At 38.0% G+C, this 23,108-nt stretch carries 22 protein-coding genes and 3 pseudogenes; 16 read left to right on the top strand and 9 right to left on the bottom strand.

Translation table 11 applies throughout. The features are described 5' to 3' along the window. Nucleotides 1-4 precede the first annotated feature (4 nt). The 7 genes and pseudogenes from TE34_RS10315 (at nt 5) to TE34_RS10290 (ending at nt 4,785) form a co-directional block, all read left to right on the top strand. Nucleotides 5-850, top strand: coding sequence for a hypothetical protein (locus tag TE34_RS10315; protein ID WP_064971729.1), 846 nt, complete (start codon nt 5-7; stop codon nt 848-850). 29 nt (nt 851-879) lie between these two features. Further along, complete coding sequence (locus TE34_RS10310; protein WP_047984738.1) at nt 880-1,344, top strand: DUF2691 family protein; 465 nt, start codon at nt 880-882, stop codon at nt 1,342-1,344. A 14-nt stretch (nt 1,345-1,358) separates the two neighbouring features. Next, on the top strand, nt 1,359-1,811 hold the full coding sequence (locus TE34_RS10305) for an NUDIX hydrolase (RefSeq protein WP_047984737.1): 453 nt from the start codon (nt 1,359-1,361) through the stop codon (nt 1,809-1,811). Nucleotides 1,812-1,823: 12 nt separating this feature from the next. Continuing rightward, a pseudogene (locus TE34_RS21485) lies at nt 1,824-2,666 on the top strand (alpha/beta fold hydrolase); the annotation flags it as partial. Further along, complete coding sequence (locus tag TE34_RS21480; RefSeq protein ID WP_269083165.1) at nt 2,652-3,134, top strand: DUF4279 domain-containing protein; 483 nt, start codon at nt 2,652-2,654, stop codon at nt 3,132-3,134. The pseudogene TE34_RS21485 and the gene TE34_RS21480, both read left to right, overlap by 15 nt. Nucleotides 3,135-3,233: 99 nt before the next feature. Beyond that, entirely contained in the window at nt 3,234-3,758 is a 525-nt protein-coding gene (locus TE34_RS10295; RefSeq protein WP_047984736.1) for an RNA polymerase sigma factor, read from the top strand. Next, nucleotides 3,745-4,785, top strand: a complete 1,041-nt coding sequence (locus TE34_RS10290; protein WP_047984735.1) for a hypothetical protein — start codon at nt 3,745-3,747, stop codon at nt 4,783-4,785. The genes TE34_RS10295 and TE34_RS10290 overlap by 14 nt, the downstream gene beginning before the upstream one ends. Before the next feature lie 45 nt (nt 4,786-4,830). On the opposite strand, the gene TE34_RS10285 is transcribed toward TE34_RS10290, so the two are convergent. The 4 genes from TE34_RS10285 to mreBH all read right to left on the bottom strand — a co-directional run bounded on the left by TE34_RS10285 (nt 4,831) and on the right by mreBH (nt 10,282). After that, complete coding sequence (locus TE34_RS10285; protein ID WP_047984734.1) at nt 4,831-6,279, bottom strand: NAD-dependent succinate-semialdehyde dehydrogenase; 1,449 nt, start codon at nt 6,277-6,279, stop codon at nt 4,831-4,833. A 93-nt stretch (nt 6,280-6,372) separates the two neighbouring features. After that, nucleotides 6,373-7,575 carry an acyl-CoA dehydrogenase family protein gene (locus TE34_RS10280; RefSeq protein ID WP_047984733.1) on the bottom strand — a complete coding sequence of 401 codons (1,203 nt, stop codon included), beginning with the start codon at nt 7,573-7,575 and terminating at the stop codon, nt 6,373-6,375. A 6-nt stretch (nt 7,576-7,581) separates the two neighbouring features. Continuing rightward, nucleotides 7,582-8,739, bottom strand: a complete 1,158-nt coding sequence (locus TE34_RS10275; RefSeq protein ID WP_047984732.1) for a CaiB/BaiF CoA transferase family protein — start codon at nt 8,737-8,739, stop codon at nt 7,582-7,584. A 535-nt stretch (nt 8,740-9,274) separates the two neighbouring features. After that, nucleotides 9,275-10,282 (bottom strand): rod-share determining protein MreBH, encoded by a 1,008-nt coding sequence (mreBH, locus tag TE34_RS10270; RefSeq protein WP_047984731.1) that lies wholly within the window; start codon nt 10,280-10,282, stop codon nt 9,275-9,277. A 332-nt stretch (nt 10,283-10,614) separates the two neighbouring features. On the opposite strand from mreBH, the pseudogene TE34_RS21690 reads away from it, so the two are divergent. Both TE34_RS21690 and TE34_RS21470 read left to right on the top strand, forming a co-directional pair. Beyond that, nucleotides 10,615-11,358: pseudogene (locus TE34_RS21690) on the top strand (CAP domain-containing protein); the annotation flags it as partial. Between the two features lie 30 nt (nt 11,359-11,388). Further along, nucleotides 11,389-11,769: pseudogene (locus tag TE34_RS21470) on the top strand (CAP domain-containing protein); the annotation flags it as partial. A 39-nt stretch (nt 11,770-11,808) separates the two neighbouring features. On the opposite strand, the gene TE34_RS10260 reads toward TE34_RS21470, so the two are convergent. Then, nucleotides 11,809-12,369, bottom strand: a complete 561-nt coding sequence (locus TE34_RS10260; protein ID WP_047984730.1) for a maltose acetyltransferase domain-containing protein — start codon at nt 12,367-12,369, stop codon at nt 11,809-11,811. A 135-nt stretch (nt 12,370-12,504) separates the two neighbouring features. Here TE34_RS10260 and TE34_RS10255 point away from each other — a divergent pair, with 135 nt between their 5' ends. The 3 genes from TE34_RS10255 to TE34_RS10245 all read left to right on the top strand — a co-directional run bounded on the left by TE34_RS10255 (nt 12,505) and on the right by TE34_RS10245 (nt 15,068). After that, complete coding sequence (locus tag TE34_RS10255; RefSeq protein ID WP_047984729.1) at nt 12,505-13,260, top strand: lysophospholipid acyltransferase family protein; 756 nt, start codon at nt 12,505-12,507, stop codon at nt 13,258-13,260. A gap of 130 nt (nt 13,261-13,390) precedes the next feature. After that, the gene (locus TE34_RS10250; RefSeq protein ID WP_047984728.1) at nt 13,391-14,386 is read left to right on the top strand and encodes a glutaminase; all 996 of its coding nucleotides are present in this window, start codon (nt 13,391-13,393) and stop codon (nt 14,384-14,386) included. 13 nt (nt 14,387-14,399) lie between these two features. Further along, complete coding sequence (locus tag TE34_RS10245; RefSeq protein WP_047984727.1) at nt 14,400-15,068, top strand: SOS response-associated peptidase; 669 nt, start codon at nt 14,400-14,402, stop codon at nt 15,066-15,068. Between the two features lie 327 nt (nt 15,069-15,395). On the opposite strand, the gene TE34_RS10235 is transcribed toward TE34_RS10245, so the two are convergent. Then, nucleotides 15,396-16,868, bottom strand: coding sequence for a sodium:solute symporter family protein (locus tag TE34_RS10235; protein ID WP_047984725.1), 1,473 nt, complete (start codon nt 16,866-16,868; stop codon nt 15,396-15,398). A 1-nt stretch (nt 16,869) separates the two neighbouring features. Then, the gene (locus TE34_RS21235; RefSeq protein ID WP_169749098.1) at nt 16,870-17,043 is read right to left on the bottom strand and encodes a hypothetical protein; all 174 of its coding nucleotides are present in this window, start codon (nt 17,041-17,043) and stop codon (nt 16,870-16,872) included. Nucleotides 17,044-17,245: 202 nt separating this feature from the next. On the opposite strand from TE34_RS21235, the gene TE34_RS10230 reads away from it, so the two are divergent. Beyond that, a complete protein-coding gene (locus tag TE34_RS10230; protein ID WP_047984724.1) occupies nt 17,246-17,788 on the top strand; it encodes a transcription repressor NadR in 543 nt (180 codons plus the stop codon). A gap of 94 nt (nt 17,789-17,882) precedes the next feature. On the opposite strand, the gene TE34_RS10225 is transcribed toward TE34_RS10230, so the two are convergent. Beyond that, complete coding sequence (locus TE34_RS10225; protein WP_047984723.1) at nt 17,883-19,238, bottom strand: alanine/glycine:cation symporter family protein; 1,356 nt, start codon at nt 19,236-19,238, stop codon at nt 17,883-17,885. 130 nt (nt 19,239-19,368) lie between these two features. Here TE34_RS10225 and TE34_RS10220 point away from each other — a divergent pair, with 130 nt between their 5' ends. The 3 genes from TE34_RS10220 to TE34_RS10210 are packed head-to-tail and all read left to right on the top strand — an operon-like array spanning nt 19,369 to nt 21,006. Beyond that, nucleotides 19,369-19,839, top strand: a complete 471-nt coding sequence (locus TE34_RS10220; RefSeq protein WP_047984722.1) for a low molecular weight protein-tyrosine-phosphatase — start codon at nt 19,369-19,371, stop codon at nt 19,837-19,839. 16 nt (nt 19,840-19,855) lie between these two features. Beyond that, a complete protein-coding gene (locus TE34_RS10215) occupies nt 19,856-20,158 on the top strand; it encodes a hypothetical protein (protein ID WP_047984721.1) in 303 nt (100 codons plus the stop codon). A gap of 26 nt (nt 20,159-20,184) precedes the next feature. Further along, nucleotides 20,185-21,006, top strand: coding sequence for a YihY/virulence factor BrkB family protein (locus TE34_RS10210; protein ID WP_047984720.1), 822 nt, complete (start codon nt 20,185-20,187; stop codon nt 21,004-21,006). Nucleotides 21,007-21,027: 21 nt separating this feature from the next. On the opposite strand, the gene TE34_RS10205 is transcribed toward TE34_RS10210, so the two are convergent. Beyond that, the gene (locus tag TE34_RS10205; RefSeq protein ID WP_047984719.1) at nt 21,028-22,950 is read right to left on the bottom strand and encodes a heavy metal translocating P-type ATPase; all 1,923 of its coding nucleotides are present in this window, start codon (nt 22,948-22,950) and stop codon (nt 21,028-21,030) included. Nucleotides 22,951-23,108: the final 158 nt, after the last annotated feature.

Raw genomic sequence — 23,108 nt, 5'->3', positions numbered from 1 at the left:
AATCTTGAGAATCATAGATACATGTAAAGATTTCCCTGCAGAACCGTCATTAGTTGGGTTAAGAAAGTATTATGAAAAACATCCAGATATTTTTAAAGCTTATTTTCCTCGTCATTGCAAAAATACAGATGACAGATTAAATCAAGCGATACAGAAGTATTCGGAAGACTGGGATTCTATTAAAAAGGTTCATGAACGAATTGGTAATTTGATAGAAAATGTAACTGCATTGTATCAAGAAGTTTACCAAATTGAGTTTCCTATTGATGTGAATCTAATCATTGGGGGATATGGTTCGAATGCGTACACACACTTGCAAATTATACCCAATATTACATTTGCGTTGGAGAGACTTACCTTTGATGAGGAGCCTTTAAAGGTCATCATTGCACATGAGTTCGGCCATGCATCTCATAATATCATCACGGATCAATATGATATGGATTGGAAATCGGCCAAATGGGATCACCCATACACATGGTTATTACAAGAAGGCGCAGCAACTCACTTTTCTAAGCAAATCGTTCCGGGTCTAGAAGAGTCCATCTATTTTTCCTATAAGTATGAGGAAGAGGATTGGTTGAAATTTGCGAAAGAGAATAAGCAAGAAATTATTACTAGTTTTATATCAGATATGGAAAGTGGTAAGTCGAACGCAAATATATTTAGAGAGTGGTTTTCCATCAATGGTGGTCAGAGGTTTGGCTATAGCCGATTCGGTTATTATATAGCAGATTGTATGTTTCAGGATTTTGTAGAGCGAAAAGGAGAGGTTGATACATTGCTGTTGTGGAAGGAAAAAGAATTCTTCCATATCATTAAATCTTGGTTAGAAGAAAGTCAGAGTTGAGAATTTAAAGTAGAAGTGAGGCTTTCCTTATGAAAAGAGGAATTATGTTCAATATCCCAAATGCTAGAGGTAAATTCTTATATGAAATTTTACATGACTTAGACATATGGCATTATATTTGGCAAGTTGATCCTGTAGAGTCGTATAAAGAAATTGAAATAGGTGAAACACTTTTCCCTTCTTCTTCTGAGGACCATATTCTTACTAGTAAGGAGCTGTCTGAGATCATCTCGGAAGGGGAAAATCAGTATCTTATTTTTGTTGATTTGAAAGGATATAGGAAAAAAGAAGAAGTACGTGACATTCGAAGCTATGAGGATTATCTAGAAAGTGAATGTCAGTTTGTCTTAATAATTGTTGATACAACTGAGGTCTATGTCTTCGCTAAGCAACCAGAGTTGAACGAACAATTATTTAAGATAGCTAAAAGAAATGGGTATAAAGATATAAAGTATCTAACCGATGAAAATGCACCCACCATTCGGTTTGAATAAGGGGAAAAATAACAATGGGATACATAGCAGATTTAAGAAAAAAAGTCGGATCATGTCCGCTAATAATGGTTGGTGCATGTGTAATTTTAGTAGATAAACATAATAGAATCCTACTGCAATTAAGACAGGATAATAACTGCTGGGGTTTACCGGGTGGCTCCATGGACCTTGGGGAATCATTAGAGGAAGTAGCAAGTAGAGAGTTACTAGAGGAAACAGGATTAATTGCATCGGAATTAATAATGTTTAATGTTTACTCAGGTAAAGAATTCTATTATAAATATCCTCATGGTGATGAGGTATACAATGTAGTTACAGCTTATATTTGTAGGAACTACGAAGGTGAGCTAAGCGAAGATGAAAACGAAGTAGCAGAATTGAAGTTTTTTAGTCTAAACGAACTTCCGGAAGATATAAATCCGCCAGACATACCGATCGTCAAAGACTTTCTAAAGAAGTGCAGATAAAGGGGAATAGATATGTGGAAAAATGAGTGGACGAGATTATTAGTAGAAACAGACCGAGGCGTATTTGAAGTATTTGAAAATGGTGGTGGAGAACCACTGGCAGTAACGCATCTGTATAGTGCTTTTAATGAGAAAGGGAATAGTTTTGCTAATCCATTCGTTGAGGAATATCATGTGTATTTAATAAACTTGAAAGGTGCAGGTAATTCTTCTCCAGTAGAAGACGAGAGTGAATACAGTATGGATGCGGCGGTTCAAGACCTAGAAGCAGTACGTGAGGCTTTGGGGATTCACAAATGGGGATTTGCTGGTCACTCCACTGGTGGGATGCTTGCGTTAAAATATGCGATTAATTGTCCAAGTTCATTAACGAAGATTATAGCTGGCGGGGCAGCTGCTAGTTATGAATATGGTGCAGATCCTGATTCAATCTATTGCAGTAAGAATCCTAAGTTCAATAGAATTGTAGAAATAATGAACCTGCTAGAAGACCCAACAACACCGATTGAGACTAGAAAAGAGTTGGGTTATGAATGGGCGTTAATGTCCTATCATTCGGAAGAAAAACTGCAGGAGGCATTGAAAAAGCCAAATAGTGGTAAGACCGTTGGACCACGGTTAGATTATTTTAGAAAAGTAGAATATCCTACTTATGATATTAGAGAAGAATTAAAAGAAATTCGCGTTCCAAGCTATATCTACGCAGGAAAGTATGACTCCCAGTGCCCGATGAAGTATGGTGTGGAAATAGCTGAGTTGATACCAGACGCTTCTTGGACGATATTTGAGGAAAGTAATCATAACCCATTTTCGGAGGAAGAAGAGAAGTTTAAAGAGTTTGTGAAAAGTACATTGCGAACCTCTGTAGAAATATATTTCGCACTAGAGGGAAGCGAAGATAATGATTATGATTTTGAACTAGCCCTCGTAACAGACAGACTAGGGATATCTCCTACTTCGACTCAGAAAATGGGAGAATTTCATAATCCAGAACGGGCTAAACAGCTAGCGATTAATCCAAGACAATATTCTTATACACAATGGAAATATAGTACTGGAAGAATAGAAACCCTTGACTTTGAAGGGTTAGTTGATGAGATTGTAAATACATTTAAGGATAAGGTATCCGTTATTATTCAGCTAAGAGATGAGTATGGTATTAGACCATATATCGGTATGGTTCCTAAAGTTTACAATGGAATGTCTCCAGGATACTCGCTCACAATAGAACAGATGCAATTCATGATTGATATAGGGGTAGGGATGGATTTGGATGAGTATGTTTATCCATTCACAGAACCAGAGGATGATGATGTTGAATAACGCTCGTAATAGAGCGTTTTATTTTTTTTTTGTAACTTTTCTCTGTTTCATCCGTTGATACAGTGAAAAGCAAATCATAGATTGAGAGGATTTGAGGTCATGGACCTGCAAGTTAGGAAAGAGCAGATTAATGATTGGTACCACGCCTATAGCAATGATATCTATAATTATATTCATTTTTTAATTGGTGACCATGAACAAGCGAAAGATATATTACAAGATACGTTCCTGCGCGCGTATAGCCATTATGATTCCTTTCGAGGCGATAATGTAAAGGGCTGGCTCTTTCGTATTGCCAGAAACTTAACCATTGATGATATACGGAAGAAAAAGCCAATCTCTTACTTCTTAGATTCAATTCCAATATTGAAATCAACTGAGCTAAGCCCTGAGAAAGCTGCCATGTTAAACGAATCAGAACAAGAACTATACATAGCTCTAAATAAACTAAAACTTGCTTATCGGGATGTTATTGTCCTAAGGAAAATCAAAGAGTTTTCGATAAATGAGACTGCAACGATTCTAGGTTGGACTGAAAACAAAGTAAAAGTGAATTTGTTTAGGGGCATGAAAGCTCTTCGTAAAGAACTGGAAAAGGGGGATTTTAGCCATGAGACAGTATGATGATGTGAATCAAGGGTTAAAATCGTTGAATCAAAAGTTTAGATTACCAGAGAATGAACAAAGAGAAATTATTGAGGATATTAATCGGAAAATGGATTTGCCAATGACTACACGTAATAGGGTCCAATGGAAGTATTATGCAGCCACTGCTGTGGTAGTATTATTATTAGTAATCGTTGCATTACCACTAATATTTGATAATCAAAGCTTTGTAGGTGAAAGTGAACAACCTCAAGGGTCCTTTGAAAGGAATCCTACTCCACCGGTTACAGATGATACAGAAGAAGTAGAGTATACTTTTTTGATTGAGAATAAACTGCCATTTGATATTTACTCGATGGAATTAAGAGTATATCAAAAGGGAGATTTAATTGCATCGCCAACTAGTATGAATGCGGATGGTTCTCCAATAAAACAAGGTGATATTATTGAATTTGAATTTTTGGAAATGGACGGACTTGAGGCTGGTAGTGCAGTTGTTGAATTATTCGTAACACTTGAAAAACCTAGTAAAGGAAGTGAGAAACAGTTTAGCCCAGGTAAAAATTCCATCATGCTTTTTGAAGAATATAAGGATTTTACTTTTTGGTTAATAGGTGAGTCGGTAGATAAGTTTTATCTATTTGATGTATCAGAAGCTGATCTAGAAATTCTTAATGTGGAACAGATCAAAGAAGAAGATAATGAAATAGCAGCAATGATTCAGGAAAGATTTAGTCTTGGTTTAACGAAAGAAGAAGTGAGAGCAATAATAGAGATTAAATATGCTAGCAGTTTAGCTGATGGTGGAGAGTTTTGGCGATATGACTTTGGAGAAAATTATGCGTCCCCTCTTGATGATATGGCAGGGATAGATACAGAAGGATTAAAAGAGGGAAAAGTTCAAGCCCAATTGTTCATAGACTGGGATGATGAAAATAAAGCGAAAAGCTATAGTGTCTTTTATCTAAATCACTCAGATGGAAAAGTATATGATTACCGTGTGTTTGAGAATGGGCTAGAGAAGCATCATGCTATTACAGAATAGATGAGAAAACCGGCATTAGGATTTTTCTAATGCCGGCTTTTACTTTTAATCAATTGCAATAGAAATTAACTTTTTCTCCAAAAACTCATCCATTCCATGATGGCCGCCTTCTTTACCACCACTACCAGATTGCTTGATACCACCAAATGGTGCTTCTGGTACAGATGGGAAGACATCATTTACACCAATCATCCCATAATCAAGTTTTTCAGCGACGCGCAAGGTGCGGCTAGTATTTTCTGTAAAAATATAAGCGGCTAATCCATAGTCTGTATCATTCGCTTTTTTTATAACCTCAGCTTCATCTGTGAATGTTTGTATAGGGAATAGAGGGCCAAAGGTTTCTTCACGCATGACCTTCATATCATCGCTTGCGTTTCTTACAATGGTTGGTGGACAGAAATAACCTTGTAGTTCTCCGTCCCATTTGTTTCCACCAGACACGATTTCTGCACCTTTGTTCAGTGCATCATTTAAATGTGCTTCGACTTTTTCCCTTGCTTGTTCACTAATTAATGGTCCAAGCTCTGTGCCTTCTTCTAAACCATTTCCAACTTTCATTTTTTCTAGTTTTTCTTTTAACAATGCCGTAAATTCATCCGCAATTGATTCATGAACATACAAGCGGTTTGCACAAATACAGGTTTGACCGTTATTACGGAATTTGCTTGCTAATGAAAGTGTAGTAGCTTTATCTAGGTCTGCATCCTCAAACGCAATGATTGGTGCATGACCACCAAGCTCAAGAGAAACTTTTTTCACTTGATCAGCAGCTTCCCGCATTAAGTATTTTCCAACAGCAGTTGAGCCGGTAAATGTAATCAGTTTAACTTCCTTGTTCGTTAGCATTTCTTTTCCGATTGCTTGTGCATCACCAGTTACTAGATTGACAACTCCTGGAGGCATTCCTGCTTCCTCAAAAATTTTCACAATTTCTATAGCTGAAAGCGGGGTCTCGGGTGAAGGCTTAAGAACAACCGTACAGCCTGCTGCTAGTGCTGGGCCTAATTTACGCGTAATCATGGATGATGGGAAGTTCCACGGAGTAATGGCTCCGACAACACCAATAGGCTTTGGAACGACTAGCATACGCTTTGTCTTAACAGAAGAAGGGATCCATTCGCCATATCCGCGAGATGCTTCTTCGGCATACCAAAGTAAAAATCCTGCAGCCCCTTTAACTTCACCAACTGCCTCAGGTAGTGGCTTTCCTTGTTCCTTCGTTAATATTTCACCGAGTCGTTTTGCATCTTTTCTCATAAGTTCTGCAGCTTTATAAAGTACCCGAGAACGCTGTCTTCCAGTCATTTCACTCCATGCAGGGAACGCTTTTGAAGCAGCTTCAATCGCTTCTTTCGTTTCTTCCTGTCCCCCATTGGCAACTTCCGTGATCGCTTCTAATGTAGCTGGGTTGTAAACGGTTTGTGTTTTGGATGAATCAATGTCGCGCCACTCGCCATTAATATAAATACTTTTGGTTAATGTTGATATCATGAACAATCCTCCCCAAATAGTCTTTTATTCTATAAATAAGCATATCGCACCTGCAATATTCTAGCAATTTGCAGATGCGACTCTTGAGTGTTATTAAACTAGTTCTTTATCAGGATTCCATGCAGGTAACATTTGATTTAATGGTTTATCTTTACGGTAGCCCAGTACATACTCCGCTTGCATGACCGTATGAATCTCACGTGTTCCCTCATAGATAACAGGAGCTTTCGAGTTACGTAGATAACGTTCAACTGGATACTCATCCGAATACCCATACGCACCGTGAATTTGCATCGCATCATCGGCAGCGCGGTTGGCAAAGTCACATGCTTGCCATTTTGCAAGAGATGTTTCTCTCGTATTACGCTTTCCTTCATTCTTCAGCTCGCCAGCACGGTATACTAGTAGACGGCTCATTTGTAAACCTGCTTCCATTTTGGCAATCATTTGTTGTACTAGTTGGTGCTTCCCGATAGGTTTTCCAAAAGTTTCACGCTCATGGCAGTATTTCACACTAGATTCCAGACAAGCCATGATTTGGCCAACGGCACCAGCAGCAACCGTGAATCGTCCGTTATCTAGTGCTGACATTGCAATTTTAAAACCTTCTCCTTCTTCACCGAGTAAGTTTTCCGCGGGAACTCTCACATTATCGAAGAAAAGCTCACCAGTGTTACCAGAACGAATTCCATGTTTTCCTTTGATGGCTTTAGAAGAGAATCCGTCCCAAGTTCTTTCTACGATAAATGCAGAAATACCATGATGCTTTTTCGATTTATCGGTGTAAGCAAACACTAGGAAATGGTCGGCAACATCACAAAGAGAAATCCATGTTTTAGAGCCATTCAAAATGTAATAATCTCCATCTTTTACTGCAGTAGACTGTAAAGCAGCAACGTCTGAACCTGCACCTGGCTCTGTTAAGCCGAATGCCCCAATCTTTTCACCTTTTGCTTGTGGAGTAAGATACTTTTGCTTTTGTTCTTCATTACCCCATTGTAAAAGAGTCATGGAGTTTAATCCGGTATGAACGGATACAGCTGTACGGAATGCAGTGTCTCCACGCTCTAGTTCTTCACATACGATAGCAAGGGAATTATAGTCCATGCCACTTCCACCGTACTCTTCTGGGATACAAACACCCATAAAGCCAAGGTCTGCTAATTTGTTATAAAGGTTCGGATCAAATTGCCCTTCGCGATCCCATTCCGCGATATACGGCATAATCTCCTTATCTACAAAACTTCTAACTGTTTCTCGTAACATATTTTGCTCTTCGGTAAAATTAAAATTCATTCTTCTTCACTCCTGATTTATATTTTTAATAGATTGTAAGATTTCTTCATTATGTTCACCAGCATCTGGTGGATGGTGCCTTAATGTGACTGGGGTCCGTGAGAGTTTTAATGGACTACCAATCATCTTAATTAGGCCAGCGGTTGGATGCTCCGTTTCCAAGAACATATCACGAGCATGCAGCTGCGGATCTTCCGTTACTTCCTGTAAATTTTGAATCGGCCCACATGGGATGTTGTTTTCATGACACTTATCCAACCAATAACTGGTAGGTTTAGTCACTAGAATTTCCTGGATTAAAGGAACTAAAATATCTCGATGTTCCACACGAGCAGGATTTGTTTTAAAGCGCTCATCTTCACTATATTGTTCTTTTCCTAAGATAGTACAAAATGCTTTAAACTGATTATCATTACCGATGGCAATAACCATCTCTCCATCCATGGTTTGGAAGGTTTGGTACGGGACAATGTTCGCATGATGGTTTCCTAGTCTTGATGGAATTTTCCCTGACATTAAATAGTTACTACCGATATTAATTAGGGCACTGACTGCAGAGTCGTACAAGGATAGGTCTAGCTTTTGTCCTTGACCGGATTGCTGCCTTTCGATTATTGCAGCTTGAATTCCGATGGCGGCATAAAGCCCGGTCAAAATATCCGTTATGGCTACTCCGACTTTTTGTGGGCCAGAGGCATCATCACCAGTGATGCTCATTAATCCACTCATCCCTTGAATAATAAAATCATAACCAGGTAGATCTTTGTGAGGACCAGTTTCACCAAATCCAGTAATAGAACAGAAGATAATACCCGGATTTATTTTAGCAAGCTGATCGTAGTCTATCCCAAAACGTTCCATCGTCCCTGTTTTGAAATTATGAATCACCACGTCTGATTCCTTTACCAAATCTTTGATCGTTTGAATTCCTTCTTCTGACTTTAGGTTCAAGGTGATACTTTTCTTATTCCGGTTAGCACAAAGGTAATAAGCACTAACATCATTTTGAAAAGGTGGACCCCATTTTCTCGTCTCATCACTCCCACCGGGCGCTTCAACCTTGATAACTTCTGCACCAAGATCTCCAAGAATCATCGTGCAATAAGGTCCTGCAAGAACCCGGGTTAAATCAAGAACTCTGATATTTTCTAAAGCTCCTGACACGGCTACACTCCTTTCGTGATAGTTTTCGTTTACTTGATATCTTGAGATGTTAATAAAAAAAGCCAATTCAAAATGAACACAGCTAGCGTGCTGTAGATCAAATTGAACTGGCTTTTGGCTTGTTGGGACAGGTCAGGAATTGAGCTGTGAACAAGCTAGGCAGTTTAGTTAAATAGGAATTGTTTTAAACAGGTCATGTGGAATAACGGTGTAAGCGTTTTAACATGACTCTTTCCTATAGTTTAATTTATTCTGAAAAATTTGTAAACAGGTATTGTGTAATTAGTGATGGTTTATTATGATGAGGAAGAGAGGCATCAACCATAACTTAGGTGCTATCAACCGTTATTGGCAAATATCAACCTAAAAATGATAGACATCAACCAGTAAAAAGGGATATCAACCGAATAAATAAAACATCAACCGTTTTTCTTGAAGTATCAACTGTTAAAAGAAAACATCAACCAAAATTAGTACATCATCAACCAAATTGCCAATATAATAAAAAAACGGGAGCCATAACCCCCGTTTCCCATTACTTCATTGCTTTTTCAAGCTTAGATATCATTTTAATTGCTTTACCAGTACCGATTGCTACTGATTCTAATGGATTTGGCGCAATATGAACTGGAACTGATAGTTCATGTGCTAACCATTCTTGCATACCTTTTAATAAGGAGCCTCCACCAGTAATAACAATACCGTGATCAACAATGTCACCACTTAATTCAGGTGGACAGTTTTCTAACGTCACACGGATTGCTTGTAGAATTTGTTCTAGCGATTCTCTTATTGCTGCATAAACCTCTTTTGAAGAGATAGAAACAGTCTTCGGTAAACCGGTTACCATGTCACGACCACGAACATCTACGAATTCTTCTTTATGATTTGGATGTGCATAGGCAATTTCCATTTTTACGTTTTCAGCTGTACGTTCACCGATTAAGATATTATACTTCTTACGGATGTACTGAATTATTTCATCATCCATTTTATCTCCACCAACGCGAACAGAGCTTGAAGAAACAACTCCACCTAGTGAAATAATACCGATTTCTGCAGTACCACCACCAATATCAACAATTACGTTTGCAATTGGTTCGTCCACCGGTAACTCAGCTCCGATTGCAGCTGCAACTGGTTCTTCGATTAAGTGCACCGTTTTTGCACCATAGCTCGTTACGGCATTATGGATAGCTCTTCTTTCTACCGTTGTGCTACCAGAAGGTGTACAAACTACGACATTGGGTTTGCGCATAGACATGCCTAGCTTCTTGCTAACTTTCTTTAGAAAAGCTTTTAGCATTTGAGCTGTTACATCATAATCTGCAATAACCCCATCTTTTAATGGGCGAATGGGTACGATGTTTCTTGGTGTTTTACCAATCATTTCTTTAGCTTCCGTACCAACTGCTACGACTTGCTTTGTATTAATATCGATTGCAACAACCGATGGTTCATTTAAAATAATGCCTTTGTTCTTGGCATAAATAAGTATATTTGCAGTACCTAGATCAATACCGATTTCTGCATTAGAAAACATAATAAGTTCCTCCATTGATGACAAATAGTCTTTCTACTATATAATCTTCTATTTCGACAAAATAATTGTGGGCGTCAACAGACAACATAATTTTATTATCTGCCAAACTAGCTAACATTATTAGCAATATTTGCCTGAATATACATCGCTAAAGTTTTAGCGGTACTATATTAAAATAAGATAAAACCAGACTAAACACAAGTTTCATTTGCTTTACATTTTTTGTTTATTGTAATAAAAATGGAAAATTCATCAAGGAAAAAACATGAGATAATAGCACTGGAATTGTCGAATCCTGATGGAATTAGGATAGAAAGGGGTGGCTACACAACATGAAAAATAAATTAAAACCTATAGGATTACTGCTCACCATGATCACATTCCTTGTCATACCTATCCATGTTGGGGCGGAAAATAACGAATTTGACCGCTATTATTTTAATGATGGTACTTTTTATAAATATACTGCATCTTCATTGGAAGAATACTTCTTTTTTACGATGGAAGAAACTAAACTAGCACATGTGGATTGGAAAAAAATTAATACGAAAGTTCTTGCCTTAAAAGAGGAAAACCATCCTGTTGAAGTGGGAAAAGAGAAAGTAGAAGAAGTTGCCCAGGCTACAGAACCTCCGAAAGAATCAGTTCAGGAGGAAAAGAAAACTAAAAGGCAAACACCACAAAAGAATCAAACTCCGAATAAAGCAACGCTTAGTCAGGCTGAATTTGAACAGGAGGTCATTCGCCTTACGAATTTGGAACGTGACAAGCATGGGTTCAAGCCACTTAAATTAGATGAAAGTTTAGCGAATGTCGCTCGTAAAAAATCAGTAGATATGGCGACTAATAATTATTTCTCTCACGATAGCCCAACCTATGGTTCCCCGTTTGCGATGATGGAGAGCTTAGGAATTAAATACTATTCAGCAGGTGAAAACATTGCAAGAGGTCAAACTACACCGAGCGAAGTTGTTCAAGCATGGATGGATAGTGAAGGGCATCGAGAAAATATTCTTCACCCTGACTTTACTCATATTGGCGTAGGGTTTGAAGTCGATGGGTATTATTGGACCCAACAATTTATTAAAAGACTAGATACTACCGTTAGCCAATCTACGTATGAGCAACAAGTTGTAGAATTAACCAATCAGGAACGGGCAAAGCATGGTTTGGCGCTACTCAGTATTGATTCTGAGCTTGCAAAAGTAGCTCGGGCCAAATCAAAAGACATGGCGGAACATGGATACTTTGATCATACTAGCCCAACCTATGGCACACCATTCGATATGATGGATGAATTTGGTGTTACATACCAAACAGCAGGAGAAAATATTGCTAGAGGACAGTTTACACCTGAGGAAGTTGTGCAGGCATGGATGAATAGTGAAGGACATCGGGCTAACATTCTAAATCCAAGCTATACGCATATTGGTGTTGGTTTTGTAAAAGAGGAAATTATTTGGACGCAGCAGTTTATAGGTAAATGATAAAAGGACGGTTTTAGTACCGTCCGTTTTTATATGAATTTATTCTTCTATCGCTTTAATTACTCTCGCAGGATTTCCACCTATTACTACATTATCCGGAACATCCTTTGTTACCACGGAACCAGATGCAACAACTACATTATTCCCAATGGTAACACCAGGATTAATAACAGCACTTCCCCCAATCCACACATTATTACCGATTGTAACGGGTTTTCCAAATTCTATGCCAGAAATTCTTTCCTTAGCGTTTAATGGATGAGTCGCTGTGTAAATATGGACTCCTGGTGCGATAAAGCAATTTTCACCTATGTTAATTTTACATACATCTAGGAAAACACAATTAAAATTGGCGTAAAAATTTTCTCCAACATGTATGTTGTACCCGTAATCACAACGGAATGTAGGTTCAATGAATATACTTTCTCCGCTAGAACCAAACAGCTCCTTTAATAGCTCAGTTCGCTTCACTTCGTCTGTTTCCAGCGTTTCATTATAAAACCTCGTTAGTCTGCGGGCATTTAATCTGGCACTTACCAACTCTGGATCAGTTGGATCATATAATTCTCCAGCTATCATTTTTTCTTTTTCTGTTTTCATATTGGGACTCCTATTTTTATAGTTGCCATTATATTAACATAGAATTCTTAGTCACTTATAAGTAATAGGTAAATATTCCTTGAAGATGAGCGATTTAAAAGTATAATTAAGAATGGATAGTGGGGGGAGACAGCAATGATATTTTCATTTAAAATTTATTCTTATGCAGTTATCTTAGTAATAGGTAGTCTTTTTAAACTTCAAAAAGCGAAAAAGCTATACAAACAACAAACTACAGAAGCGATACGAAAAGAGATATTCACAACACCAGAAAGAGTTTCTCAAAAGGTAATAAAAGCTACCGGTACAGATGTACAAGTGACAGGTAGAGAAAATATTCCTGAAGGCCCGGTATTATATGTTGCCAACCATCAAGGATTATTTGATATATTAGCTTTCCTTGGACATTTGGGTAAACCAGTTGGTTTTATTGCTAAAAAAGAAATCAATAAATTGTTTATCATTCGAACTTGGATGGGCTTAATAAATTGTGTGTTTATCGATCGTGCTGACCGACGCCAGTCTATGAAAGCTATCAATCAAGGGATAGAAAGCTTAAAGAATGGCCATTCACTAGTAATATTTCCAGAGGGCACAAGAAGTCGAGGGAATCAGTTAAATGAATTTAAGCCTGGTAGCTTACGGTTAGCGACTAAGGCCAATGTGCCAATCGTTCCAGTAACCATTGATGGAACATATCGAATGCTTGAGGAAGGTAATGGTCGAGTGCAAGGCTCTACAATTCGCATGACGATTCATGACCCTATTTTGCCCGAAGTCTATGAAACTATGAAAAGTGCCGAGCTTGCAAATGAACTTCAAGCTATTGTGCAAAAAGCATTGCCTTCTGCTAAAGTGGAAAGAGAAATGGTGCTTAGTACACAAGAATAAAATTAACCCATATACAAACAGTGAGGCATTTATTAGCCCACTGTTTTTTAATATATTATCAATATCCATGAAAGAACGATACATACTAGAGATAGTATGTTTTAATATGTTTAAACTCGAGGTGAAGTTGATGGTTCAGGGTACAGTCAATTGGAATACACAATTAGATAAGAAATGGTTGCAGGAGTACGTGGATGATTGGGTAGCGTTCTATCAAAAAGCTACGGAGGAAGGAGAAGTTGCCTCTTATATTCCTATTTTAGCAGAAGCAAACCCAAACCATCTTGGTATAGCTATCCATGGGAAAAATGGAATGAGAATATGTTCAGGTGATGTAAATACTACTTTTACGATACAAAGTATTTCCAAAGTAATTAGCTTTATGGTCGCTTGTATGGAAAGAGGTGTTAGCTATGTATTGGATCGTGTTGATGTGGAGCCAACTGGAGAAGCCTTCAATTCCATCATGCATCTAGAGATGAAAAGTCTAAACAAACCATTTAATCCTTTTGTCAATGCGGGTGCATTAACGGTTACATCCATGTTAGAAGGGAAAACGTCGAAGGAAAAATTAGCACCACTCTTAAAATTGTTAGAGAAAATAATCGGATATCGCCCTAAAATCAATCAAGCTGTCTTTAAATCTGAAAATGATACCTCTGCGCGAAATCGAGCAATCGGATATTACCTCGTTGAAACAGGATTTTTGGAATCAGACCTCGAAGTAACTCTAGAGACATATTTTAAACAGTGCTCCATAGAGGTTACAGTAGATGATTTAGCTCGCATAGGGTTAATACTAGCAAATGATGGAGAAGATCCTGATAGTGACGAAGAAATTATCCCACGGCAAATCGCTCGAATAACAAAAGCACTCATGCTAACATGTGGGATGTATGATGCGTCCGGTAAGTTTGCAACGTATGTCGGTATCCCAGCCAAAAGTGGTGTATCCGGAGGAATTGTAGCCGTTGCACCACCTCGTGTGAGAAATGCTCCATTTCCTTTTATTGAAGGTTGTGGAATCGGGGTATTCGGTCCGGCCCTGGAAAGTAGAGGGAATAGTATTGCTGGGATGAAGCTATTAAAGCATATTGCATCGCAATGGGATTTGAGTATTTTTTAACGGGGGAGATTGTATGTGTGGCAGATACACGTTACTAGCGGATCAATTAGAGATTCTTGATGCGTTTGGATTAGAGCATGACATTGATGATTATCACCCAAGCTATAACATCGCACCTGGTCAAAATGTACTTGCGATAATTCATGATGGTAAGGAAAAACGTGCAGGTTATTTGCGATGGGGCCTAGTTCCATCGTGGGCAAAAGATGAAAAAATAGGCTACAAGATGATCAATGCAAGAAGTGAAACTGCACATGAAAAGCCAAGCTTCAAACGATTAATGTCTAGAAAACGCTGTTTAATTGTTGCAGACAGCTTTTATGAATGGAAAAAAACGGATGATGGGAAGCAACCGAAGCGAATTCATCTTGCAGAACGCAAACTATTCGCCTTTGCTGGGCTATGGGATAAATGGAGTCACAATGATAAAAACCTATTTACCTGTACGGTTTTAACTCGAGAAGCTAATCCATTCATGCAAGACATTCATGACCGTATGCCAATTATTCTTCCAAAGGAAAAGGAAGACGAATGGATCACACCTGAGAAGTATGAGCCAACAGAAGCACGTGAGTTCCTTTTCCATCTAGAGCCAGAGGAGTTCACCGCGTACAATGTATCCAGCCATGTCAATGCAGCAAAGAATAATGACGAGACTTGTATAGCACCATTGGCGGATTAGTTGGTGCATAAATAGTAGGGAAAAGTCTTCATCATCACTTTATGGGAATATAGTAATGAAAATGATTATGAGAGTGTTCTCATCGTCATTTTTTAATAGAGGGAAAGTGAAAATGATTATGAGACGCGTTCTCGTAGTCATTTTTTTAGAGTAGGAAAGTGAAAATGATCATGAGACACGTTCTCGTAGTCGTTTTTTTAGAGAAAGAAAGGAAAAATGATGATGAGGAGCTGTATCATCGTTTTTATTTAAATAAATTTACTAGTAATGATGATGAGAAATCAAATCCAATAAAAAAAGCCCTTGAAACCAAGGGCTCTCGATATTTTATGCTCTTTTTTCTCTACGATGTTCCTTCATCAAATTAACAAACTCATTCGCTTTCTCTTCTGGTGCACGGGTGGCAAGACTAACCCCAACAAACAATATGCTAGATATAATCAGTCCCCAAATTCCCGCACCTAGTCCAAGTGGTTTTGTTCCTGTAGCTTCAAAATAAAGCACTAATAGAGCTGTGATAACGACACTAACAATAACCCCAGTTGCCGTTCCACGCTTCCAGAAGAATGTTCCTACGATTGCTGGTACACCAACAATTAAACCAGAAGAAGCGGCTACGGATAAGACTGCAATTAAATTTAATTCCAATTCCGCAAATGCATATGCCAAAATAGCGATGACTGGGATGACTAGTTTACCGACTTTTAACTGTTGTGAATCATTCGGACGATTTTTCGTATTCCCATAAACATCACGAGCAAACATCGATGACAGGGTCAACATAATGGAGTCGATTGTTGAAACTGCCGCAGCCAAAATCCCTACCATAACGATAACTCCCAATAAAGGAGGAACAGCATCTGACGACAGAAGACTTGGAGTAGCAAGATCTGCTGTCTCTAGATCTGGGAACAACTGTAAAGCGGAAAACCCCCACATAACTGAAACAAACGTATAAATAAGGCCAAACACAAGAAAACCGATTAGCATTTGTCTTAAGCCCCTCAAGGATTTTGGCATAAATAACCGTTGACTAACTTGTGGGTTAGAAATACTAAAGAAAAACCAAGGGATAGTTAAACTTAAGAAAGTTAAAAAGCTAAAGAAACCATTCCCAGGTACAGCTAACATATCTGGTTGTGATGTTTCTAAGTTATTAAAGAACTGTCCAAAGCCACCAAGTGAATTAACAATCAAGATTACCACTATACTTGATGTAATAATCATGAAGATTGCTTGAAGAGAGTCTGTCCAAACAACTGACCTAATCCCTGCAGTGTATGAAAAGAATAAAGCTAAAATAATAGCAATAATGACCCCTACAGAGAAAGGTATAGCATTATTTGTCATTCCAGATAATAAATAACCAACTCCTGCTAATTGAACGGCACTATATGGAATAAGGAATATACAACTCATTAATGCAATAACTGCAGCTGCAGATTTACTCTGGTAACGGTCTCCAATCATTTCTGATGGTGTTACGTAACCATTCTTTTTACCTGCTAGCCAGAATCTAGGGCCAAAAATAAGAATCAATGATACCCCGATAAAGTAAATAATTTCAAAACCAAGTGCACCAACACCACCACGATAGGTGAGCCCAGCTAAACCTACCATCATAAATGCACTGTATGTAGTTGCACTATAGCTTAAAGCAGATAGAATACCATTCATTTTGCGGTCACCGATAAAATAACCGGACATGCCTGGTAGGTTTCCTTTTCTAGATAATAATGCGATTGTAGATGCAACGATAATATAAATAATAATTCCCCATATGACATAACTAGTATTCAATTTATTCGCTCCAATCCCTTGTAAGCATAATGTTTGCGATAATAACGACAATTCCAGTTAATCCCCAGTAAAGAAAGCTTCCATTCCAAGAACGGACATCGGAAAGAAGCGTATAAGGGACAACATAAGCCAAAACGACAGTTAAAATAATGATAATTCCCCAGAAACGTTTCATTGTTTATCTCCTTCTTTTGATAAATTAATAGATTTAAGTTAACAGGTGTCTTTACACATATATTTACATATGACGCTATAAAAATCAATTGTTTTTTTAAAGCTAGCTTTTTCATACTGAGAGAATCTAAGGTATAATAAAAGGAAAAGCTGTAACATTAGTGTGGATGTAAAGGTGAAAATTATGCGGAGGTTAGGTTGTTATGAAGGGAGAAAATCAAAAAATCCTAGGGGAAAAGCGTAGAAAGTTAATTCTATCTTGGTTAAAAGAAGAAACAGAACCAATTACGGGTAAAGAATTATCGGAACGTACGAATGTAAGTCGTCAAGTAATCGTTCAGGATATTTCTTTATTAAAAGCTACCGGAGAACCGATTCTAGCAACGGCAAGGGGTTATGTTTATTTACAAGATAATTTACAAAATAACAATGTAACTCGTGTCATAGTAGTAAAGCATACCGCCGAGCAGACGGCAGATGAGCTTTATACACTTGTGGATTATGGCATAACAGTACGAAATGTTATGGTGGAACACCCTATCTATGGTGATCTAACTGGCTCTTTAATGATTAAAAATCGAAGAGAGGTAGATTCATTTATTAAAGAGTTAATGAACAAACGAGCATTGCTCTTATCTAATTTGACTGAAGGTGTACACTTACATACCATTGAAGCAGATCAGGAAGAACAACTGGATGAGGCTTGTGAGGCATTAAGGAAGCTTGGTATATTGTTAGAGGATTAATAATTTCCAAAGAGTTCCTTGCAAAGATGATCTGACAGAAAAAAGGACAATCTCCCATTACGGGAAACTGTCCTTTTAATTGTTTAAATAGTCTTTAAGAAGCTCTTTCTAATTTTGCTTGTTCTTTTTCCTTCTTCGCAACCTCTAAGAATTTCTTCGTCTCATAAACTACGACACCTGACAATCCGAGTAATCCAATTAAGTTTGGAATTGCCATCAAGGCGTTCATGACGTCAGAAATACCCCAAACAAGATCAAGTGTTTGAACAGCGCCCCAGAAGATTGCTGCTACGAATGCAACGCGGTAAATTGGAACTACTTTATCGTTAAATAAGTATGCAAAACATTTCTCTCCATAGTATGACCAGCCAACGAGTGTGGAGAAGGCGAATAGCACAATTCCTATCGTAACAATATAGCCACCAAAGTCACCTAAAAATGCTGCAAAGGAGGCCTGTGTTAGCGGTCCACCCTCTAATCCACTACCAGCGAGATCTGCCATTACAATAGTAATACCAGTGATGGAGCATACGATGATCGTATCAATAAATACTTGTGTCATCGATACTAATGCTTGGCGACCAGGATAATCTGTCTTCGCTGCAGCTGCTGCAATTGGTGCAGATCCTAGCCCAGCCTCGTTCGAGAATACCCCACGTGCCACACCATAACGAATAACAGTACCTAATATACCACCGCCAAGTGCGCTAGCTGTAAATGCATCAGTAAAGATCAAGCTTATAGCAGCAGGTACAATATCAAGGTTCGTCACAATAATGACAAGCCCACCAAGTACATAAAATAATGCCATGATCGGAACGAAGAATGCAGTTACTCTTCCGATACTTTTTATTCCACCGATAATAACTAAACCAGCTAAAATTGTTAAAATAAGTCCTGTAACCCAAGTTGGTACACTAAAAGAGCTTTCAAGTGCATCAGAAACAGAGTTCGATTGAACCATGTTACCAATACCAAATGCAGCAATGGCCCCGAAGATTGCAAAAAGGACACCTAGCCACTTAGCATTTAATCCCTTTTCCAAATAGTACATCGGGCCACCAGACATTTCTCCTTTACTGTTCTCGACACGGTATTTTACCGCTAATATTGCTTCGGCATATTTCGTTGCCATACCGAATAAAGCGGTAATCCACATCCAGAAGACAGCACCTGGTCCCCCTAATACTACGGCGGTTGCTACCCCAACAATATTACCAGTACCAATGGTAGCGGCCATGGCTGTCGTTAAGGCTTGATAGTGGCTAATATCTCCTTTGGATGCCTTGTCTTGTCTCTTTGGACTGAAAGCGAGTCGTAATGCATAAGGAAGAGTACGGAATTGCAAAAATCCTAATCTCAATGTCAAGTAAATACCGGTACCAACAATTAAAATAAGTGTTGGTGGTCCCCAAACAAAACTACTAATATTATTAATTATATCTTGCATGAAATCCCTCCTTTTCGTCTATTATAGATATAATATTTAGAAGATTCAATATAAATTACAAGTTTTATAATCTTTTTACTTAAATCTCTTTGAGGGATTGATTATAATTAGGAAGAAGGATGGGGAAGTAATGATTAAAGTTTTATTTGTATGTTTAGGAAATATTTGTCGTTCCCCGATGGCTGAGGCTATATTTCGTCATTTAGTTCAGCAAGAAAAGTTGTCTGATAAGATAGAGATAGATTCCGGAGGGACAGGTGGTTGGCATACTGGGGAGCTGCCTCATTCTGGAACAAGAAAAATACTAGATAAACAAGGGATTTCCTACCAAGGAATGAAGGCTAGAAAAGTTTCCGAGAAGGATTGGAACGATTTTGATTATATTATTGCGATGGATGACCAAAATATAAAAGACTTATTAGAAATTAATTCGCAGAATGAATATGTTGTGATTGCAAAGTTGATGGATTTTGTAGCGAATGCAATGGAGCAGGAAGTTCCAGATCCATATTATACTGGAGATTTTGATTACACCTATGAACTAGTAACAATTGGTTGTAACAAATTACTTTCGTATATAAGGGAAAAGCACAACATATAACAAAAGGAGAGGTACAATGGGTAAAAGAAGATTGATTTCGAGTATCGCTATCGGAGCAGCAGTAGGTGGAATAGCAGCTTTGTTTGATTGGGATACAAGAAACTACACTAAACATAAACTTTCAAACGCCAAAAACAAATCAGTTGAAGTTATAAAGAATCCAACACTCTCTATCCATAATGCAAGAATTGCTATGGAGGAGTTTAGTGAAAGCTTAACATACCAAACAGAAAATGCAGTCAATGCACTAGAACAAGTGGAAAATACAATAGCTAGAGTAACCTCAAAGCCAAATAGAATAAAACGTATAGAGGGTTAATTAATTCTCTATTAGGAGGTTTGAGTTTGAATCAAGTTATTACTTTTATAAAAAAGCTAATTGGGCGGATCCTAGAGGAAGATGCTTTTGGATTAGCCGCGCAATTAGCTTATTTTTTTCTCTTATCACTGTTTCCTTTGCTGGTAGTACTGATTACATTAGTCGGGTACTTACCAGTTGATCCTGAAATATTAACCAGAATATTATCTTCCGTTACACCGCCTGATTCCATGCAATTGATAGAGGAAAATGTAGAACAACTAGTGTCTCAGAAAAATGGACAACTTCTATCTATTGGTATCATTGGTACATTATGGGCTGCCTCCAACGGAATTAATGCGATTATGCGTGTGTTCAACCATGCATACGAGGTAGAGGAAGACCGATTTTTTATTGTTTCTAGATTAATTGCGATAGCACTAACGATTGCAATGGTAGGAGTCATTGTCATTGCTATATTGCTGCCCGTACTTGGTAGGATGATTGGAATATATTTATTTTCCCTTTTCGGATTATCGGACGACTTCATAACAGTATGGGAAATGTTGCGTTGGGTATTAACATCAATTGTATTTTTCGTCGTATTTCTGTTTCTTTATAAGCTTGCACCTAACGTAAGTGTGCAGTTTCGGGAAGCTTTCTGGGGTGCTCTATTTTCTACAGTTGCTTGGCAAATAACATCGTATACATTCTCTTTCTACGTTGCCAACCTAGGGCATTATTCAGCAACTTATGGAAGTTTAGGTGCCGTCATCACGTTAATGATTTGGTTTTATATATCTGCTTTTATTGTCATAGTAGGTGGAATCTTAAATGCAACAATAAGCAAAATGAAAAATGGGGACTGACATAACAGTCCCCAAAATTGTTTATTTCAATAATCGTAATCCGTTTAGAATAACTAGAATAGTACTTCCTTCATGACCAATAACTCCTAAAGGAAGGTCAATTGCTTGGAAGTAGTTAGAGATGAGTAAGACGGCAATGACCCCTATTGAAAAGTAAACATTTTGTTTAACGATTCGATTCATTCTTTTAGACAGCTTCACAGCATTCATTATTTTGTTTAGGTCACTTTTCATAAGGACCATGTCTGCAGTCTCCAATGCAACGTCCGTACCTTCCCCCATCGCAATACCTAAATTGGCTGTAGCAAGAGAAGGGGCATCATTAATCCCGTCTCCAACCATCGCTACATTTTCGTATTTCTTACGCAGTTCTTTCAAATGATTAACTTTATCCTCTGGCAAACAGTTTGAGATGTATTGGTCCATTCCTACCTCTGAAGCAATAGCTTTAGCAGTAAGTTCATTGTCACCCGTTAGCATAATCGTTTTAATTCCATTTTGATGAAGTTGTTTAATCGCGTATTTAGCTTCTTCTCTAATCGTATCTTTTAATGCAAAGACAGCTACGATTGCCCCCGCTGTTTTTGCGAAAACAACCGTTTTCCCTTCTGATGCTAATCTTTCTAAGATTCCATCTTGAAACTGCTCAGCAAGTTCTCTGCCGACATAATCAGGTTTTCCGATCTGCCACTGCTCTCCATTAATCGTTGCCTCTACACCATTTCCTCCTATAGTTTTCATATTTACTACTTCATTATTGAAAATATCTACACGTTCCCTACTATAGTTGGTAATTGCCTTTGCCAGTGGGTGGGTAGACTGGTTCTCAATTGCGCCAATAATAGCAACCACTCCATCTTGGTCTACATCATTAGCAAAATGAGCATCCGTAACCACTAAACTTCCGTTGGTTAATGTACCAGTTTTATCAAATGCGATTGCTTTAATATTCTCGAGATTTTCAAGATGTACTCCACCTTTGAAAAGAACACCTTTTCTAGCACTGTTAGAAATAGCTGAAAGGGTGGCAGGCATGATCGAAGCCACTAATGCACAAGGAGAGGCAACTACTAATAGAATAATCGCCCGGTAGATACTGTCTTCTAACGACCATTCGAATAGCACGTATGGTAGAAATAGCATGACTAGGAAAATCAGCAGCACGACTTTGACATAGGTTCCTTCAAAGCGCTCAATAAACAGTTGCGATGGTGACTTTTCTTCCTGTGCAGATTGCACGAGATTTATTATCTTTTGGAACATCGTTTCATCAGAATTCTTAGTAATAGATACAGTAATCGTCCCATCAAGTGAAACTGTACCAGCTAAAACTTCATCAGATTTTGCTTTAGTAGTTGGTAAAGATTCCCCAGTGATTGCACTTTCATCAATGGAAGTTTCTCCTGTTAAAATAACTCCATCTGCTGGTATTCGTTCACCTGCGCGGACTAGGATACGGTCACCAATTTGCAGTTGTTGAACAGATACGACTTCTTCTTTCCCGTTAGAGATTCTAATCGCTTCTTCTGGCTGTAGGTCTAATAAAGCTGAGATCTCTTTTCTACTTTTATTCATCGTATAGGTTTCTAAAGCTCCTGATAAAGCAAAAATGAATATAAGTATTGCGCCTTCTGTCCAATAGCCAATGATGGCTGAACCGATAGCAGCAAAAATCATGAGCATCTCAACATTTAGCTCTTTATTTTTAATCGTCTCCGAAATACCTTCTTTTGCTTTGGCATAGCCACCAATAATAAAAGCGGTTAAATGAAGAATCACAAAGGCTGATTCAGATATATGACCTTCCAGTAACCAAGTAATAAGTATAATTAATCCACTTAATAAAGCTGCAATTAATTCGATATGTGGAAGTAGATTCTTTATGAAGACGAAATTGTTTTTTGATTGATGTGGTTCTATGAACGTATCAAGACTAGTACCCATTATTTTTCCTCCCCAAATTAAGTTTCACAAACCTTATTTATAATAATTATAAACTAATATATATTATAATATTATCATAAATATTGAATAGGTCAACCGATATGAAAATCCCCTAAAACTGTTACTATTTATAGTGATTTTACCCCATTACAGTATTA

Source organism: Ornithinibacillus californiensis, assembly GCF_001038485.1.
Lineage (GTDB): Bacteria > Bacillota > Bacilli > Bacillales > Amphibacillaceae > Ornithinibacillus > Ornithinibacillus californiensis.
This window is presented reverse-complemented; position numbering and strand designations above follow the sequence as displayed.

What these genes read in the sequence shown, in the direction of transcription:
- TE34_RS10225 (WP_047984723.1), bottom strand. Translation starts at nt 19,238, where the DNA reads ATGCAAGATATAATTAATAATATTAGTAGTTTTGTTTGGGGACCACCA.
- TE34_RS10250 (WP_047984728.1), top strand. Translation starts at nt 13,391, where the DNA reads ATGGTTCAGGGTACAGTCAATTGGAATACACAATTAGATAAGAAATGG.
- TE34_RS10305 (WP_047984737.1), top strand. Translation starts at nt 1,359, where the DNA reads ATGGGATACATAGCAGATTTAAGAAAAAAAGTCGGATCATGTCCGCTA.
- TE34_RS10280 (WP_047984733.1), bottom strand. Translation starts at nt 7,575, where the DNA reads ATGAATTTTAATTTTACCGAAGAGCAAAATATGTTACGAGAAACAGTT.
- TE34_RS10290 (WP_047984735.1), top strand. Translation starts at nt 3,745, where the DNA reads ATGAGACAGTATGATGATGTGAATCAAGGGTTAAAATCGTTGAATCAA.
- TE34_RS10295 (WP_047984736.1), top strand. Translation starts at nt 3,234, where the DNA reads ATGGACCTGCAAGTTAGGAAAGAGCAGATTAATGATTGGTACCACGCC.
- TE34_RS10205 (WP_047984719.1), bottom strand. Translation starts at nt 22,950, where the DNA reads ATGGGTACTAGTCTTGATACGTTCATAGAACCACATCAATCAAAAAAC.
- TE34_RS10220 (WP_047984722.1), top strand. Translation starts at nt 19,369, where the DNA reads ATGATTAAAGTTTTATTTGTATGTTTAGGAAATATTTGTCGTTCCCCG.
- TE34_RS10245 (WP_047984727.1), top strand. Translation starts at nt 14,400, where the DNA reads ATGTGTGGCAGATACACGTTACTAGCGGATCAATTAGAGATTCTTGAT.
- TE34_RS10285 (WP_047984734.1), bottom strand. Translation starts at nt 6,279, where the DNA reads ATGATATCAACATTAACCAAAAGTATTTATATTAATGGCGAGTGGCGC.
- TE34_RS10260 (WP_047984730.1), bottom strand. Translation starts at nt 12,369, where the DNA reads ATGAAAACAGAAAAAGAAAAAATGATAGCTGGAGAATTATATGATCCA.
- TE34_RS10230 (WP_047984724.1), top strand. Translation starts at nt 17,246, where the DNA reads ATGAAGGGAGAAAATCAAAAAATCCTAGGGGAAAAGCGTAGAAAGTTA.
- TE34_RS10310 (WP_047984738.1), top strand. Translation starts at nt 880, where the DNA reads ATGAAAAGAGGAATTATGTTCAATATCCCAAATGCTAGAGGTAAATTC.
- TE34_RS10255 (WP_047984729.1), top strand. Translation starts at nt 12,505, where the DNA reads ATGATATTTTCATTTAAAATTTATTCTTATGCAGTTATCTTAGTAATA.
- TE34_RS10215 (WP_047984721.1), top strand. Translation starts at nt 19,856, where the DNA reads ATGGGTAAAAGAAGATTGATTTCGAGTATCGCTATCGGAGCAGCAGTA.
- TE34_RS21235 (WP_169749098.1), bottom strand. Translation starts at nt 17,043, where the DNA reads ATGAAACGTTTCTGGGGAATTATCATTATTTTAACTGTCGTTTTGGCT.
- mreBH (WP_047984731.1), bottom strand. Translation starts at nt 10,282, where the DNA reads ATGTTTTCTAATGCAGAAATCGGTATTGATCTAGGTACTGCAAATATA.